This window comes from Lentzea sp. NPDC004789 (assembly GCF_053601075.1).
In genome coordinates this window covers 91,661-106,971 of sequence record NZ_JBSGBE010000028.1, presented here as the reverse complement: position 1 = coordinate 106,971, position 15,311 = coordinate 91,661, and the positions used below count along the sequence as shown (strand labels likewise).

General features: G+C 70.8%; 13 protein-coding genes. 7 read left to right on the top strand and 6 right to left on the bottom strand.

The genetic code is table 11. The annotated features are described in order from the left end of the window. Positions 1–81 precede the first annotated feature (81 nt). Positions 82–639 (bottom strand): NADPH-dependent FMN reductase, encoded by a 558-nt coding sequence (locus ACWEIJ_RS41140; protein WP_449842717.1) that lies wholly within the window; start codon positions 637–639, stop codon positions 82–84. A gap of 86 nt (positions 640–725) precedes the next feature. On the opposite strand from ACWEIJ_RS41140, the gene ACWEIJ_RS41135 reads away from it, so the two are divergent. Next, positions 726–1,331, top strand: a complete 606-nt coding sequence (locus tag ACWEIJ_RS41135; RefSeq protein WP_449842716.1) for a TetR/AcrR family transcriptional regulator — start codon at positions 726–728, stop codon at positions 1,329–1,331. A 12-nt stretch (positions 1,332–1,343) separates the two neighbouring features. Here ACWEIJ_RS41135 and ACWEIJ_RS41130 read toward each other — a convergent pair whose 3' ends face one another. From ACWEIJ_RS41130 to ACWEIJ_RS41120, 3 genes are all read right to left on the bottom strand, one after another. After that, positions 1,344–2,123 (bottom strand): FadR/GntR family transcriptional regulator, encoded by a 780-nt coding sequence (locus ACWEIJ_RS41130; protein ID WP_449842715.1) that lies wholly within the window; start codon positions 2,121–2,123, stop codon positions 1,344–1,346. Between the two features lie 110 nt (positions 2,124–2,233). Beyond that, the gene (locus tag ACWEIJ_RS41125) at positions 2,234–4,006 is read right to left on the bottom strand and encodes a bifunctional sugar phosphate isomerase/epimerase/4-hydroxyphenylpyruvate dioxygenase family protein (RefSeq protein ID WP_449842714.1); all 1,773 of its coding nucleotides are present in this window, start codon (positions 4,004–4,006) and stop codon (positions 2,234–2,236) included. Further along, positions 3,996–4,844 (bottom strand): shikimate dehydrogenase, encoded by an 849-nt coding sequence (locus ACWEIJ_RS41120; RefSeq protein ID WP_449842713.1) that lies wholly within the window; start codon positions 4,842–4,844, stop codon positions 3,996–3,998. The genes ACWEIJ_RS41125 and ACWEIJ_RS41120 overlap by 11 nt, the downstream gene beginning before the upstream one ends. Positions 4,845–5,051: 207 nt before the next feature. On the opposite strand from ACWEIJ_RS41120, the gene ACWEIJ_RS41115 reads away from it, so the two are divergent. The 4 genes from ACWEIJ_RS41115 to ACWEIJ_RS41100 all read left to right on the top strand — a co-directional run bounded on the left by ACWEIJ_RS41115 (position 5,052) and on the right by ACWEIJ_RS41100 (position 8,580). Then, positions 5,052–5,696, top strand: a complete 645-nt coding sequence (locus ACWEIJ_RS41115) for a TetR/AcrR family transcriptional regulator (protein WP_449842712.1) — start codon at positions 5,052–5,054, stop codon at positions 5,694–5,696. A 76-nt stretch (positions 5,697–5,772) separates the two neighbouring features. Next, complete coding sequence (locus tag ACWEIJ_RS41110; protein WP_449842711.1) at positions 5,773–7,071, top strand: MFS transporter; 1,299 nt, start codon at positions 5,773–5,775, stop codon at positions 7,069–7,071. Between the two features lie 84 nt (positions 7,072–7,155). Further along, complete coding sequence (locus tag ACWEIJ_RS41105; RefSeq protein ID WP_449842710.1) at positions 7,156–8,106, top strand: hypothetical protein; 951 nt, start codon at positions 7,156–7,158, stop codon at positions 8,104–8,106. Between the two features lie 63 nt (positions 8,107–8,169). Then, positions 8,170–8,580 (top strand): Calx-beta domain-containing protein, encoded by a 411-nt coding sequence (locus ACWEIJ_RS41100; protein WP_449842709.1) that lies wholly within the window; start codon positions 8,170–8,172, stop codon positions 8,578–8,580. Here ACWEIJ_RS41100 and ACWEIJ_RS41095 read toward each other — a convergent pair. Next, positions 8,558–11,341, bottom strand: coding sequence for a BTAD domain-containing putative transcriptional regulator (locus tag ACWEIJ_RS41095; protein ID WP_449842708.1), 2,784 nt, complete (start codon positions 11,339–11,341; stop codon positions 8,558–8,560). The two genes, ACWEIJ_RS41100 and ACWEIJ_RS41095, sit on opposite strands and share 23 nt — an antisense overlap. A 107-nt stretch (positions 11,342–11,448) precedes the next feature. Here ACWEIJ_RS41095 and ACWEIJ_RS41090 point away from each other — a divergent pair, with 107 nt between their 5' ends. Then, entirely contained in the window at positions 11,449–12,207 is a 759-nt protein-coding gene (locus tag ACWEIJ_RS41090; RefSeq protein WP_449842707.1) for a hypothetical protein, read from the top strand. A 9-nt stretch (positions 12,208–12,216) separates the two neighbouring features. Here the strand turns inward: ACWEIJ_RS41090 and ACWEIJ_RS41085 are convergent, their stop codons facing one another. Beyond that, on the bottom strand, positions 12,217–13,473 hold the full coding sequence (locus ACWEIJ_RS41085; protein WP_449842706.1) for an ROK family protein: 1,257 nt from the start codon (positions 13,471–13,473) through the stop codon (positions 12,217–12,219). Positions 13,474–13,649: 176 nt separating this feature from the next. On the opposite strand from ACWEIJ_RS41085, the gene ACWEIJ_RS41080 reads away from it, so the two are divergent. After that, positions 13,650–15,308: an ABC transporter substrate-binding protein gene (locus ACWEIJ_RS41080; RefSeq protein ID WP_449842705.1), complete on the top strand. Its 1,659-nt coding sequence runs from the start codon at positions 13,650–13,652 to the stop codon at positions 15,306–15,308. Positions 15,309–15,311 lie beyond the last annotated feature (3 nt).

Sequence of the window (15,311 nt, the reverse complement as noted above, 5' to 3'; positions counted from 1 at the left end):
GGCCTGCGGTGTGAGGGTTGGGGGGCTTTTCTTTAACTGTCTTTTACAACTAACGCGCCCCGCGTGCACTGCGCGAACGCGTCAGACGGTGGCCGACGTGCGGGCGGCCAGGCCCTCGATGACCTCGGTCAGCTTCTCGGCGACCTCGGGGTCGTCGACCGGGTGCAGCTCGGCGAAGCGGACCACCGAGCTCGGGATCGACAGCGTCAGGTCCTCGGCGACCGCGGCACCGGCGATGGAGACGGCCTTGCGGGCCTCGTCCTGCGCCCACACGCCGCCGTACTGGCCGAACGCGGTGCCGACGACGGCGACCGGCTTGCCGACCAGGGCGCCCGCACCGTAGGGACGCGACAGCCAGTCGATGGCGTTCTTCAGCACGGCGGGGATGGTGCCGTTGTACTCGGGCGAGACCAGGAGCAGGGCGTCGGCCGCGGCGGCGGCCTCGCGCAGCTTCACGGCGGCGACCGGCACGGTGCCCTCGACGTCGATGTCCTCGTTGTAGAACGGCACGGTGTCCAGGCCCTCGTACACGCTGACCTCGATGTGCTCCGGCGCGACCTGGACCGCGGCCTCGGCGAGCCTGCGGTTGGTCGACGCGGCGCGGAGGCTGCCGACGAGGGTGAGGATGCGGACTGCCATGAGGTACTCCCGGTGCAGGTGGTGGAACAGGGGTCGCCAGCCTAAACGGGTCGCGTCCCGCTTATCTTCCCGGCTACCCTGCAAAGGTGATCCACCCCACAGGACTGCCCATCATCGGCGATGGAGCGACCCTGCGCGCGGACGCGGTGCGCAACCGGGCGAAGCTGCTGGAGGCCGCGGCCAGGATCGCCGCCGACCGCGGCGCCGCGGCCATCACGATGGAGACGGTCGCCGCCGAGGCGGGGGTCGGCAAGGGCACGGTGTCGCGGCGCTTCGGCGACCGCAACGGGCTGCTCCAGGCCCTGCTCGACCACTCGGAGATCCGGTTCCAGCAGGCGTTCCTCAGCGGTCCGCCGCCGCTCGGACCCGGTGCCGGCGCGGCCGCGCGGCTGCGGGCGTTCGGCCCGGCGGTGCTGCGCCACGAACACGCCCACCTCGACCTCTACCTGGCCGCCGAACCCGTGCCCGAACGACGGTTCCGCGTCCCGCCGAAGCGGCTGCGGCACACCCACGTCGCGTCACTGGTGCGCGGGCTCCTGCCGGACGCCGACGCCGACCTGCTGGCCCACACGTTGCTGTCCTCAGTGGACGTCGTGCTGGTCGAGCACCTCCTGCACGACCACCGCATGTCGTTGGAACGCATCGAGAGCGGCTGGCACGACCTGCTCGACCGGCTGCTCCCCCGCGGCTGACGCCCGGCGCGGTCAGCGGTCCAGGCGACCGGGATCCCCCGCCTCGCTGCGGCGCACCAGCCAGGCCTCGGTGATGTGGGCGAACATCGCCTTCGCAGCACCCTCGGGGTCGCGCGCCGCGATCCGCTCGTAGATGCGGCGGTGACCGCGGTTCGAGGCAGCGCACAGTTCGCGGTCGGTCCTGCCCATGTAGCTGGCGGTGTGCAGGACCTGGCTCTCCAGCGCCCGCACCACCGCCCTGGCGATGCGGTTGCCGGACGCCCGCATGATCGTGTCGTGGAAGGCGGTGTCCAGCGCGCGGTAGGCGTCGGGGTCGTCCACCAGGCCGTCCATCCGCTCCACGAGGGCGGCCAGCGCGGCGATCTCGTCCTGGTCGGCCACCCGCGCGGCCACGTTCGCCATGTCCGACTCCAGCAACCGGCGGGTCACCACGAGGTCGTCGAGGATCCCGAGCGTCGAGTCCTCCGCGATCACGGCGCCGAGCACCAGCTCGTCGAGCATGTTCCACGTCGACGGCGGCGTGACCTGCGTGCCCGCGCCCTGGCGGACCTGGACCAGACCCTTCTCCTGCAGGACTTTCATCGCCTCCCGGATGACGGTCCTGCTCACCGAGAAGGTCTCGCACAGCACCGGTTCCGGCGGCAGCGACGTGCCGGGCGGGTGATCACCGCGCACGATCCGCTCGACGAGCTCGGTCGTGATCGCCCTGGCGAGGTTCGCCGGTCGGCGCGCCCAGTTCGGGACGGTGTTGACGCTCACGGTCGCGCTCGGTTGCTGGCCTGGTGCCGTCATCGTCCCTCCGGTCGCACCCCTCGCCGATGCGATGGTGCGTGCCGACGAGTGTAGCGGCCGGACATCGGTGACGTGATACGTCATACGATTCGGCTCGCCGTGCGCCTGCCTCAACGGACGGAGCTGAGCCTCGCGTCGTGGTGGGCGGCCATCCGCACCGGGGCGTTGACGACGCCGAAGCCCCGGTAGTCCCCGATTCGCTGGACCACCTCGAAGAACACCCGCGCGCCCACCAGTTCCGTGTAGAAGTGCAGGAACTCGCCGTGCTCGTCGCGGTCGTAGAGCACGGAGTGTTCGCGCAGCACGTCGATCCGATCCGGTGACAGGCCAGTGCGCGCTTCCAGGTCGTCGTAGTAGTTGCCGGGGATCTCCAGCAGCCTCGCGCCGGACGACCGCAGCGCCGCCGCGCACGCCACCGCGTCGTCGGTGCTGAAGGCGATGTGCTGCGGCTCCTTCACCGCGGGCGCCCACACCCCGCGCCGGACCAGTGCGGCGTCCAGCGACAGGCGGATCCCGGCACCGCTGACGCCCCGCCCGCGCACCAGCCCGTACGGCGCGGCGAACTCGGTGACAGCGCTCGGTTCCAGCCCGAGCACGGCGCGGTGGAACAACGTGGCCTCGTCGAAGTGGTCGAACGGCTGGGTCAGCGCCACGTGGTCGATGCCGGTGATGCCGGCACCGGCGGCGGTCTCGCCGGTCGGGACGAAGTCCTCGATCCAGTCGTGGCCGGAGCAGAGGAAGAGCTGCGTGCCGTCCGGCGCGGTGATCGCGGTCAACGGCGCCTCACCGGGCCCCGTCGCGCGGGCCACCGGCGGGGCCAGCATCACTTCCGCGCGCCGCGCCGCCGCGACCGGGTCCGGCACGGTGACGCCGAGCGCGCCGACCGTGCCTGGCTCCCCCACCGCGTTGACCAGCACCCGCGCCTGACCCTGGGTCCACAGCTCCACCGGTTTCGACCGGTGCACGCCGGTGCGGGCGAACCCCAGCGCCGCCAGGCCGGGGTCACCGACGACCTCGGCGAACGCGAACCCCTCCGGCACGGGCGCGGCGGGCACGTCCAGCAACCCGAGCGAGTCCTTGAGCGCCACCAGCGCCCTCATCGCGTCGACCGCTGCGCGATGCGGGTCGGACTGCCGGAACACGTCGTTGAACACTTCGAGCGACAACGGCCCGCGGTACCCGGCGGCGAGCACGTGGCCGGTGAAGGCGGTCAGGTCGAAGTCGCCCTGGCCGGGGAAGAGCCGGTGGTGGCGGCTCCACTGCAGCACGTCCATCGGCAACGTCGGCGCGTCGGCCAGCTGCAGGAAGAAGATCTTCTCGCCGGGGATCGCCCGGATCGGCCGCGGATCGTCCCCTTTGGACAGGATGTGGAAGCTGTCGAGGCAGACGCCCAGCGCCGGATGCGCACCGCGGCGCACGATCCGCCACGCGTGCTCGTAGCCGTTGACGAACCTGCCCCACGCCAGTGCCTCGTAGGCGATCCGCAGACCGCGTTCGGCGGCGCGGGAGGCGAGCAGGTGCAGCTGCTCGGCCGCCAGATCGTCGTCGTCGATGGCGTCCGGGGACACCGAGGAGCACACGAGCACGGTGTCCACGCCCAGCTCCACCATGAGGTCGAACTTGCGCTCCGCCCGGCGCAGGTTGGCCGCCAGCACGTCCGGCGGCACCGCCTCGAAGTCGCGGAACGGCTGGTAGAGGTCGATGCGCAGGCCGAGGTCGACGCACCGCTCGCGGATCTCGGCCGGCGTGCGGCGCGTCGCGAGCAGGTCGTTCTCGAACAGCTCGATGCCGTCGAACCCGGCCTCGGCGGCCGCGGCGAGCTTGTCCTCCAGCGTGCCGGACAGGCAGACGGTCGCGATGGCGGTGCGCGGGTCAGGCCGCATGGGCGGGTTCCCCTTCCAGTTCCGCGAAGTGCGCGAGCATCCGGTCCGGGTCCGGCTCCACCCCGGTGAACAACCGCATCGACTCGGCGGCCTGCAGCACGACCATGCCTCCGCCGTGCAGCACGCGGCAGCCGCGTGCGCGGGCGGCCGCCAGCAGCGCCGTCTCCAGCGGCCGGTAGACGATGTCGGCGACCCAGAGGTCCTCGTGCAGCAAGGAGTCGTCGATCGGCAGGCCTGGATGCGCGGCCATGCCCGTGGGGGTCGCGTGGACCAGCCCGTCCGCCGTCCTGACCGCGTCCGGCGTGCACACGGCCGCACGGTCGGCGCCGAACCTGCGTTGCAGCGCCGCGACGAGCTGCGCACTGCGCGCCGGGTCGACGTCGTGCACGCCGAGCCGTGCGGTGCCGAGCGAGAGCAGCGCGTGCCCCACGGCCGCGCCCGCCCCTCCGGCACCGAGCAGCACGACGTCCTCCATGCCGACGTCGGGCAGGCCGCGGGTCAGGCTGCGGGCGAACCCGGTCGCGTCGGTGTTGTGGCCGATCGCCCTGCCGTTCTCGAAGCACACCGTGTTGACGGCGCCGAGGGCGGCCGCCTCGGGGTCGAGGTCGTCGAGGTGCGGGATGATCGCCTGCTTGGCCGGGTGGGTGACGTTGAGGCCGTCGAACCCCGCCGTGCGGGCGGCGTTCAGCACGTCCTGCGGCGGCAGGCCGAGGACGTCGAGGTCCAGCAGGCGGTAGACGTAGCGCAGGCCCAGCCGGTCGGCTTCCCGCTCGTGCAGCGCGGGACTCAGCGACGGACCGATACCGGTCCCGATGAGCCCGATCAGGTAACTCGGCACGCGTACCCCTCCGCAATGTACGAACTAGTGAGTTCACGGTAGCGCAGCGTTGGGCCGTTCGGAAGAGCCGAACGAGTGGCGCAGACCTGGTCACGAAGTGCACGCGGGGAGCTTTCGTACTCTCCTGGCGCACGCGAGGTCCCCGCGTGCGGGCAAGCGCGGCGGAATAGAGTTGGGCCGGTCATCAGCTGATCGAAGGGAAGCCCGGTGGCCGCACCGTCGTCGTCCGAGGCCGAGCGCCAGCGGGACAAGGACCGCACCCGCGCCGACATCCTGGACGTGGCCACGAGGGAGTTCGCCGACAAGGGCTACACCGGCGCCCGCGTCGACGAGATCGCGGAGCGCACCAGCACCACCAAGCGGATGATCTACTACTACTTCGGCGGCAAGGAACAGCTCTACGTCGCTGTGCTGGAGCGGGCCTACTCCGCGATCCGCGCGCTCGAAGCCGAGCTGGACGTCGAGCACCTCGAACCGGAGGACGCGATCCGCGAGCTCGCCGAGCTGACGTTCGACCACCACGAGGCGAACCCGGACTTCATCCGGCTCGTCAGCATCGAGAACATCCACCGCGCCGAGCACATCGCACGGTCGGAGATCCTCGCGGGCCTCGCGAACCCGGCACTCGACGGGCTGACCCGCGTGCTCGCCCGCGGCCGCGAGGCGGGCCGGTTCCGCGCCGACGTCGACGCGCTCGACGTGCACCAGGTGATCAGCTCGTTCTGCGTGTTCCGGCTCGCGAACCGACACACGTTCGCCGCGATCTTCGGACGGGACATGCTCGACCCGGCTCGCCGCGAGCACCACCGGCGCATGCTCGGCGACCTGCTGATCAACTACCTGACCGCCTGAAGAACAGGCTCTTGACACTCCGGGGTGACGTGACCGACCTTTAATTAACTAACTAGAACGTACAACGGAGTGCGCCGTGACCTCTTCGATGGCCCGCAAGACCGCGCTGGCAGCCTGGATCGGCAGCGCTCTCGAGTACTACGACTTCTTCATCTACGGCACGGCCGCCGCGCTGGTGTTCAACAAGGTCTTCTTCCCCGCCAGCGCGCCGGCGACCGGAACCCTGCTCGCGCTCGCCACGTTCGGCGTGGGCTACCTCGCCCGGCCGCTCGGCGCCTTCGTGCTCGGCCACGTCGGCGACCGCTTCGGCCGCAAGAAGGTCCTCGTCTTCACCCTGCTGCTGATGGGCCTCGCGACCTTCGCCGTCGGCTGCCTGCCCACCTACGGCTCGGTGGGCGTCCTGGCGCCGGTCCTGCTCGTCGTTCTCCGTCTGCTGCAAGGACTTTCCGCCTCGGGAGAGCAGGCGGGCGCGAACTCGATGTCGCTCGAACACGCGCCGGAACACCGCCGGGCGTACTTCACCAGCTTCACCCTCAGCGGCACGCAGGCCGGTCAGATCCTGGCCACCGCGGTCTTCCTGCCGGTGGCCGCGCTCCCCCAGGACGACCTGCTGACGTGGGGCTGGCGCGTGCCGTTCTGGTGTAGCGCGGTCGTCGTGGTCGTGGGGCTCGTCATCCGCCGCAGGATCGACGAGACCGCCGCGTTCAAGCGCACCAAGGCGGCCAAACTGCCGGTCGCGACGTTGTTCCGCAACCACTGGGCCGACGTCCTGCGCGTCGTCCTCGCGGCCAGCGTCGCCTCGGTCAGCACGATCTTCAGCGTCTACTCCCTGAGCTACGGGGTGAACACGATCGGCCTGTCGCGCACGTCCATGCTGTGGGTCGGCGTGCTCGCCAACGTCGTCGCACTGGCCGCGATCCCGTTGCTGGCAGGCCTTTCGGACCGGATCGGCCGCAAGCCGGTGTTCCTCGCCGGCTGCGGCGCGTGCGCGATCCTGATCTTCCCGTACCTGTGGTCGATCTCCATCGGCGCGTACGGCCTGGTGCTGGCGCTCGGCATCCTGATGTCCGGCGTGGCCTACTCCGCGATCAACGGCATCTGGCCCTCGCTGTACGGCGAGATGTTCACCACCGAGGTCCGGCTGTCCGGCATGGCGATCGGCACCCAGTTCGGGTTCCTGCTCGCCGGTCTCGCGCCGAGCGTCGTGTCGGCGATCGGGTCCGGACGGGACGGCTGGACCGCAGTCGCGATCTTCACGGCCGCGGTGTGCGCGATGAGCGCGGCGGCGATCTCCACGGCCCGCGAGACCTTCCGGCGTCCCACGGCGCAGCTGGGGCAGCCGGTGCGGGAGCAGCTCGTGCCGGTTCAGGCCTGACCGTCCGACAACAGCACGACAACCGCGCTACAACGGCCCACAGGTACCTCTTCGGTCAGCAGACCTGCAACCGAGGAGGAAACCGTGAAGACCAAGCTGGCGGCGATGGTGGCCGGGTTGCTGACGGTCGTGGCGCTCGTCGTACCGGCGAGCGCCACGCCGAACTACCGGGACGTCTACACCCGCGACAACGTCACCGACGTGGGCATCGAGCCCAGCGGCGGCAGCATCTACTACAGCCCGGACATCAGGGTGTGCCACACCGCGGTGTTCTGCGCGTCGTCGCAGAACCCGATCGTGGGCGCGACCAACTACGTGTTCGTCACCCTGCGCCGCAAGCCGGGCGCCCAGGGCAACGTCGACGGCTACCTCTACCTGTACCACAGCAACATCGGTGGCGGGACGGCCTGGCCGGGAGGCTGGACGTTCATCGGCGCGGCGGGCACGAGCGTGCCGAACACCGGAACCACGGTCATGATCACCTGGCCCGGCTGGAACGTGCCGGGTCCCGGGCACTTCTGCCTGCTCTCCAGATGGGTGTCGCCCGCTGATCCCATGACGTTCGCCGAAGGGCCGAACACCCAGCTGAATGCGCAGAACAACAACAACATCGCGTGGCGCAACGTCGACTCGGTGCGGGTGTTCCCCAACCACCCGATCCGCGTTCCGTACACCATCGGCAATCCCGATCGCGTCGACGGCAGGCAGAGCCTGATCCTCGAACAGCCCGAACGGCAGTTCGCGGGCACGGTGACGGTCGACCTCGGACCGGACCTGGCGCGGCGGTGGAAGGAGGCCGGGCAGAAGGGCGCCGGGGTGAAGCCGGTGGGTGAGACCGAGGTGCTGATCGTCGAACCGAAGTTCGCACGCCTCGACGGGCTGACGCTCAAGGCCGAGGAACGCGTCGAGATCGGGCTGACGTTCGCGACCGACGTGGAGGCGCCTCCGGCCGAGCTGCTCGTGCACCAGATCGACGCGCAGGGCGTGGATCTGGGTGGCGCGCAGTACCTCGTGAACGAGAAGGACGAAAAGTAGCAGTATCAACTTCGGCAGGTCCGTCTCCGCCCAACGGAGACGGACCTGCCGAAGGGGTGGTCAATGAAGACGATCATGGTGTTGTTGCTGCTGTTGCTGGGAATCGTGCCCGCACACGGAGCACCGGACTGCGACCAGCCGGACTGCCCCGTCGTCGTGGACGCGCTCGACGGTCCGGTGCACGAGAGAGCCGGTCAGCACTCGGCGGAGCTGAAGTCGCGCAACGGCGCGGTGAAGCAGGACGTCGCCGTGTCGTACAAGTTCGTCGACGGCACCGCGAAGCTGGGCGAGGACTACCAGGCGACGCCGAGCGGAACCGTCACGATCAAGGCGGGGACGGACCACGCCGAGGTGCCGTACACCGTGCTGCGGGTGAGCGGGCAGCAGAAGCAGTTCACCCTGCACATCATCGAGGTGAAGCCCGGTCAGATCGGCAAGGCCGTGGCCGTGTTCACGATCGCCGGCAAGAAGTGAACAGCACGACGGCCTGAGACCAGTGCCGTGCCGCCTCGGTCCACCGCCCGCACCGGCCTTCCAGGTCGGCGAACGCGCGGTGGACCGAGGCCTCCTCGAACCCGTCCGGTGCCTGGGCGCGTGCCGCCAGCGCGGCCGTGAGGTGCTCGCGGGCGGCGGCGAGGCCGCCGAGAGCGAGCTCGGCCTCCGCCAGGTGGTGCAGGGTCGACGACTCGCGGTGCCGGTCGCCGAGCTCACGGCACACCGCGACCGCGGCGGTCAGGTGGTCGTGAGCGGCGGCGGGGTCACCGAGCGCGAGCTGCGTGACCCCCAGGTGGCCCAGCGCGTCGGCCTCGAACCGGCGGTCGGCGATCTCGCGGCTGATCCGCAGCGCGTCGCCGAAGCAGCGCAATGCGGGCCCGCGGTCGGCCAGCTGGTGGAAGGCGTTGCCCAGCGACATCAGCGTCGCCGCCTCCAGCCGTGAGTTCCCCTTGGCGCGCAACGTCTCCAGCGCGGCGAACAACGGTTCCACCGCATCGCCGGGGCGGCCCATGCGCACGCAGGTGTAGCCGAGGTTGCGCTGGGCCAGCGCCACGCCCACCTCGTCGCCCGCCGCCCGGTGCAGGCGCATCGCCGCCTGGTAGGACTCCAGGGCCAGGTCGAACTCCCGCAGCTCGGAGTGCGCGTTGCCGATGTTGTTGTGCAGCCGTGCTTCCCCGCGCAGGTCGCCGGCCTCGCGCACCAGCGCGAGCGCTTGCCGTTGCACCACCATGGCTTCGGCGATGCGGGAGGTCATCTGCAACGCGATGCCCAGGCCGCGCAACATCTCCGCCTCCGCACGCCGGTCGCCGAGCGCGCGGGCGGCGGCGACGGCGTGCTCGCACTGCTCGACGCGAGCCGCCCAGTTGCCGCGCGCCTCGAAGTAGCTCGTGAGCAGGTACGCCAGCTGCCAGGTCTCGCGGTGCAGCCCGGCCCGCGCGGCCAGCCTCAGCACGTGCAGCAGGTTGTCGCGTTCGGCGTCGAGGAAGGCGAGCACCTCCACCCGGTTCGCCGCGAACGGGAGGTCGTCGGCGGGTGCTCGGGTCACGAGGTCGTGGCGCGGGTTGAGCACGGTGTTGGCCGCGTGGGCGACCGTGAGGTACCGGTCGAGCAGGCGTTCCACGCCGTTGCCGAGGTCGCCGCTCTGCCGGGCGAACAACCGGATCAGGTCGTGCAACGCGTACCGGCCGTTGCCCACCTCGCTGACGAGGTGCGACGCGACGAGCTCGTCCAGTCCCGGTCCCAGCGCGTCGGCGAGGTCGGCGGGAAAGCTCGCGCCGGGATGTTCACCGAGCACGCGGAACAGGCGCGCCGCCTGCGGGCTGAGCGTGCGGTGCGCGCTGGCGAACACCGAGCGCACCGAACGGTCGTCACCGTCGACCGCCAGCACGTCCAACGGGTCGTTGCGGGTCAGCTCGCGCACGAGGTCGGCGATCCTCCTGCCCGGCCGCACCGCGAGCCGGGCGGCCGCGATGCGCAGCGCCAGCGGCAAGCGTCCACAGTGGACCACCAGGTCGGTGGTGGCACCGGACTCCGCGCGCACCCTCGGCGCGCCGAGGATGTCGGCCAGCAGGTCGTGCGCCTCCGGCTCGCTCAGCAGGTCGAGGCTGACGGTGTGCACGGCGTGGCGCGTACCGAGCGCCGAGAGCGCGTCCCGGCTCGTGATCAGCAGCAGATTCCCCTGGTCGCCGGGAACGAGGGGCAGCACGTCCCGCGCGCGGCGGACGTCGTCGAGCACGATGAGCAAACGCTTGCCGTGCAACAACGTCCGGTACAGCGGCGCCGGGTCGGCGGGAATGCGGTCGGACGGCACGCCGAGGCCGTGCAGCATCTCGATCAACGCCTGGGCGGGGGTGAGCCGTTGCAGGTCGAGGAACACCTGCCCGTCGGGGAAGCGATCGGCCACGCGGTGGGCCCACTCGACCGCGAACGTGGTCTTGCCGACCCCGGCGACTCCGGAGACGACCACGATCGGCGGGAGGCAGGCCAGTGCGGCGAACTCGGCGGCACGGCCGGTGAAGTGCCCGGCGCGGGCGGGCAGCTGGGCGGGTTTCGCGCTGTGCAGTGCGGGATCGCGGCGCAGGATGGCGGTGTGCAGTGCGCTGAGCTCTGGCCCTGGGTCGGCGCCGAGCTCCTCGGCCAGCCGGGATCTCAGGCGGCGGAACACCTCCAGCGCGTCCGCGTGCCGTCCGTCGAGGTGCAACGCCCGCATCAGCAGGCCGACGAGCCGTTCCCTGGTCGGGTGACTCGCCACCAGCCGTTCCAGCTCGCCGATCGCGCCCTGGTGGTCCAGCCGGTCGGCCCAGTACCCCTCCAGCACGGCGATCCGCTTTTCCCGCAACCGGTCGATCTCCGCGCGCCCCCACCCGAACAGCTCGGTGCCCGCGAGCGGTTCACCTCGCCACAGGCCGAGGTCCTTGGTCCGCTCGAACCGCTCGGCGTCGACCGACGCGTCCAGCTGGTAACCGCCGGGCTTGGTCAGCAGCGCGCCGGGCATGCCGCAGTCCGCGAGCGCCTGCCGCACCCGCGCCACATAACTGTGCAACGACCGCACGGCCGTGCGGGGCGGGTCGTCACCCCACAGCACGTCCACGAGGTGGTCGACCGGCACGGGAGTGCCGGCCCGCAGGGCGAGCACCGCCACGATGCCGCGTTGCCGGGCACCGGTCAGCGCGGCCCGGCCGTGCGGACCGCACACCTCGACCGGCCCGAGAATCCGGACCTCACCACGGGGTCCCGCCACAACTCGTACGTTAGCTGCCGGAATGTCCTGATGGCAGAGCTGATCAGCGGCGAACGAATTCGATTCGAAATGCCTATCCCACCGGCAGATCTTCTAGATTTGCCCGCATGCCCATGCGGAAAGCGTTGTCCGTGATCCTGGCTCTTCCCCTTCTGCTGGCCCTCACCCCGGCCGCCGACGCGCACACCCGGTCGTGCGATCGCCCCGATCTGTTGTTCTGCGAGGACTTCCAGTCCGTGCCACTGGGCGGCGCGACCAGTCTCAACTGGGGCGTCGACACCAAGCACGGCACGCTCACCGTGGAGAAAGGCGCACGCGGCCAACGAGTGCTGCACGCGCACACCGAACGCAACGGCCGCGCGTTCCTGCGCGTCGACGACTTCTCGGCGCCGGGCAACAGCTTCTACGGCCGCATCCGGCTGAAGGTCGAGGCCTTCCCGCGCAGGCCCGACTGGGCGCACTACACGCTGGTCGAGGCCACCGGCCGCGGGCCGGAGATCGTGCGCCCGCTGGGCGGCCAGTACGTGCCGACCACCGGCCACGCGCTGTGGGGAGTCGGCGCCGACGGAGGCCCGACCGGCGACTGGACGAACTGGCGCGAGTCGGCACCTTCGCGCGAGGACGTGTGGCAGTGCGTCGAGTGGCGGATGGACGCCTCCGACAACCGCGTCGAGCTGTGGTTCGACGGCGTGCCGCAGCCGGACCTCACCGTGTCGACGCGTTCGCACGGCGGCAACCCGGTGGACTTCGTGTTCCCCGCCTTCGACACCGTCAAGATCGGGTGGCAGCTTTACCAGGACAACGACGACACCCACGACCTGTGGATCGACGACATCGCGCTCGGGTCGAAGCGGGTGGGTTGCTGAGCCGAGCCGTCACGCCGACGGCTGGAACACCGGCGGCTCCCCCGCCGCCAGGTCCTCCGGCAACCGCAACCCCTGGTGCCGCGGCACGAGCTCCGACTGCAGCACGATCGCCGCGGCACCGATCGCCGGAGCCGACGCCGCCGACGGCGACAGCCGCACGGCGATCGGGTGCGCGGCACGGGCGAAGAACGCCGTGTCCAGCTCCGCACGCAGCACCGGCAGGTACACCGACCCGGCCACGGCGAAGCTCGGCCCGGTGAGCACCAGCACCTCGAGGTCCATCACGTTCGCGAGCGTGCGGGCGGCGGCCGCGACGTACCTGGCCGACCGCTCCAGCAGGGCCAGCGCCCGCGGGTTGCCCTGCCGCGCGACCCGGCTCACCGCCGCGAAGTCCGCCGAAACCGGTGTGCGGGGCCGGGTCCGGCCGCCGAGCAGGCCGGCCGCGCGGCTCAGCGCGCGGTCGGCGCGGGCCTGCGCGACGACCGCCGCGGGACCCGCCAGCGCCTCCAGGCAGCCGCGGGCGCCGCACCAGCAGTGCGGGCCGTCGACGTCCAGGCAGGTGTGGCCGATCTCGCCGGCGTTGCCGCTCGGGCCGCGGTAGGTGGTGCCACCGAGCACCGTGCCCGCGCCGATGCCGGTGCCCATGTACAGCGCGGCGAACGTCGACGTGGCGCCGACGCCGCCGGACCAGTGCTCACCGATCGCGGCCGCGGCGGCGTCGTTGTCGAGCACCACGGGCAGGCCGGTCGCGCGTTCCAGTGCCGCGGCGGCGTCGTCGTTCAGCACCACGGGCAGGCCGGTGGCGCGTTCCAGCGCCGGGGCGCCGTCGCGCATCAACGGCGAGGTGAGCCGCGGGGACACCAGGCCCAGGCCGAGCACGCGGTCGCGGTCGACGCCGACGCTGTCGATCACCGCGTCGACCGTCCGTGCCACCAGGCCGGAAGGCTCACCGACGCACGCGCGGGAGATCCTCGCGACCACCGCGCCGCCGAGGTTGGTCAGCACGCACGTGATCCGCGCGTCGTCGAGGTGCACGCCGACGGCGTAGCGCGCGAAGTGGTTGAGCTGCAACATGACCCGGCGCTTGCCGCCGGTGGACTCGGCGTGCCCGGTCTCGACGACCAGGCCCTCGTCGATCAGGCCGCGCACCACCGTGGAGATCGTGCCGCCGGTCAGGCCCGTTGCGTTGACCAGGCCGACCCGGCTGATCGTGCCGGCCGCGCGGACCAGGTCCAGCACGGTCGCCCTGGTGCTGGAATGGGTCATGCCCGCCTCCGTCGTCGAACGACGAACCTACTGATCGATAACAGAACACTAGCAAAGCGTCGACAACCGCACGGTTGACTTTCTTTGTTTAACGACTGAAGAATCCTCTCACGCAGGCGCCCCGTCCGGGCTCCACAGGCCGGGTGCGGACCACTCGGCCACGCGGAGGATCAACGATGTTCCTGCTGAAGCGGCTTTGCACACTCGGCCTGGCGGTACTGCTCGCCGCGGGCTGCGCGAGTTCCGGCGGGCGCGGTCAGTCCCGGGACACCCTCGTCGTCTACACCGGGCAGGCGGGCGACTTCCAGCTCAACTTCAACCCGTACTCCCCCACCTTCATCGAAGGCATGGGCACGATCAACGAGCCGCTGTTCTTCTTCAACATCGCCGCGGACCAGCCGCCGAAGCCGCTGCTCGGCACCGCGTACTCGTGGAACGGCGACGGCACCGAGCTCTCGATCACCCTGCGGGACGGCGTGTCCTGGTCCGACGGCCAGAAGTTCACCGCCAAGGACGTCGTGTTCACGCTCGGCATGGTCGCCAAGAACCCCGCCCTGAACAAGACCTCCTTCCAGGGCACCGCCTCCGCCACCGACGACACGCACGTGGTGGTCAAGTTCCCCGAACCGTCCTACATGGACGGACCGCAGGTGCTCGGCCAGATGTGGATCATGCCGGAGCACGTCTGGAAGGACATCGCGAACCCCGCCACCGAGGTGAACCCCAAACCGGTCGGCACCGGACCGTTCGTGCTCGACGACTTCAAACCGCAGTCGTTCACCCTCAAGGCGAACCCGAAGTACTGGGGCGGCGAGCCCGCGCTCAAGCGCATCCGCTACCTCTCGCTGTCCGGCAACCAGGCGGGCGTGGACGCGTTGAAGGCCGGGTCCATCGACTGGCAGACCGGCCCCATCCCCGACCTCAAGGACGTCGAGAAGAACTACCCCGGGTACAAGGCGATCACGTTGCCGCTCAACCAGGTCGCGCTGTTCACCTGCTCCAACGCCCAGCTGGGCTGCCAGGGCGCGCAGACCGATCCCGCGGTGCGCAGGGCGATCTACTACGGCATGAACCGCACCCAGATCAACTCGCTGGCGTTCCAGAACGTCAACAGCGAGATGTCCCCCGGTTTCACGCTGCTGCCGCGGGACAACGCGCTCGTGTCGAGCAAGCTCACCGACCGCCTGGCGCCGATGAACCCGAACGCCGCCAAGGCCAACGAGCTGCTCACGTCGGCCGGGTACGTCAAGGGCGCGGACGGCATCTACGCCAAGGACGGCAAGCCGCTGACGCTGAGCGTGAAGGTGGTCGCCGGCTGGACCGACTACATCACCGCGCTGGAGACCCTGGGCCAGCAGCTGCTCCAGATCGGCATCAAGATCACCCCGCAGCAGCTGTCGTGGAACGAGTGGGCCGACGCGCGCGGCCGCGGCCAGTACGAGCTGCTGATCGACTCGGTGGAGCAGGGCCCGGCACCCGACCCGTACTACACCTACGCCTACTTCTTCTCCACCGCGGCCACCGCTCCGGCCGGGCAGTCGGCCTACCCGAACTACTCGCGGTTCAGCAACGCGACCGTGGACCAGGCACTGGCCGAGCTGAAGAAGACCGACCGCGGCAACCCCGCGCGGCAGCAGCACTACGACGCCATCCAGGTCGAGCTGGAGAAGTACATGCCGTACATCCCGGTGCTGACCGGGGGCATCCCGAACGAGTACAACGCCAAGGCGTTCACCGGCTGGCCGAGCAAGGACGACCTCTACGCGTTCCCCGCGGTGTGGAAGCGCCCGGACGCCTCGCAGGTGTACGTGAAGCTCAAGCCGGCCGGGCAGTGAGCG

What these genes read in the sequence shown, in the direction of transcription:
- ACWEIJ_RS41140 (WP_449842717.1), bottom strand. Translation starts at nt 639, where the DNA reads ATGGCAGTCCGCATCCTCACCCTCGTCGGCAGCCTCCGCGCCGCGTCG.
- ACWEIJ_RS41130 (WP_449842715.1), bottom strand. Translation starts at nt 2,123, where the DNA reads ATGACGGCACCAGGCCAGCAACCGAGCGCGACCGTGAGCGTCAACACC.
- ACWEIJ_RS41125 (WP_449842714.1), bottom strand. Translation starts at nt 4,006, where the DNA reads ATGCGGCCTGACCCGCGCACCGCCATCGCGACCGTCTGCCTGTCCGGC.
- ACWEIJ_RS41100 (WP_449842709.1), top strand. Translation starts at nt 8,170, where the DNA reads ATGAAGACGATCATGGTGTTGTTGCTGCTGTTGCTGGGAATCGTGCCC.
- ACWEIJ_RS41090 (WP_449842707.1), top strand. Translation starts at nt 11,449, where the DNA reads ATGCCCATGCGGAAAGCGTTGTCCGTGATCCTGGCTCTTCCCCTTCTG.
- ACWEIJ_RS41085 (WP_449842706.1), bottom strand. Translation starts at nt 13,473, where the DNA reads ATGACCCATTCCAGCACCAGGGCGACCGTGCTGGACCTGGTCCGCGCG.
- ACWEIJ_RS41080 (WP_449842705.1), top strand. Translation starts at nt 13,650, where the DNA reads ATGTTCCTGCTGAAGCGGCTTTGCACACTCGGCCTGGCGGTACTGCTC.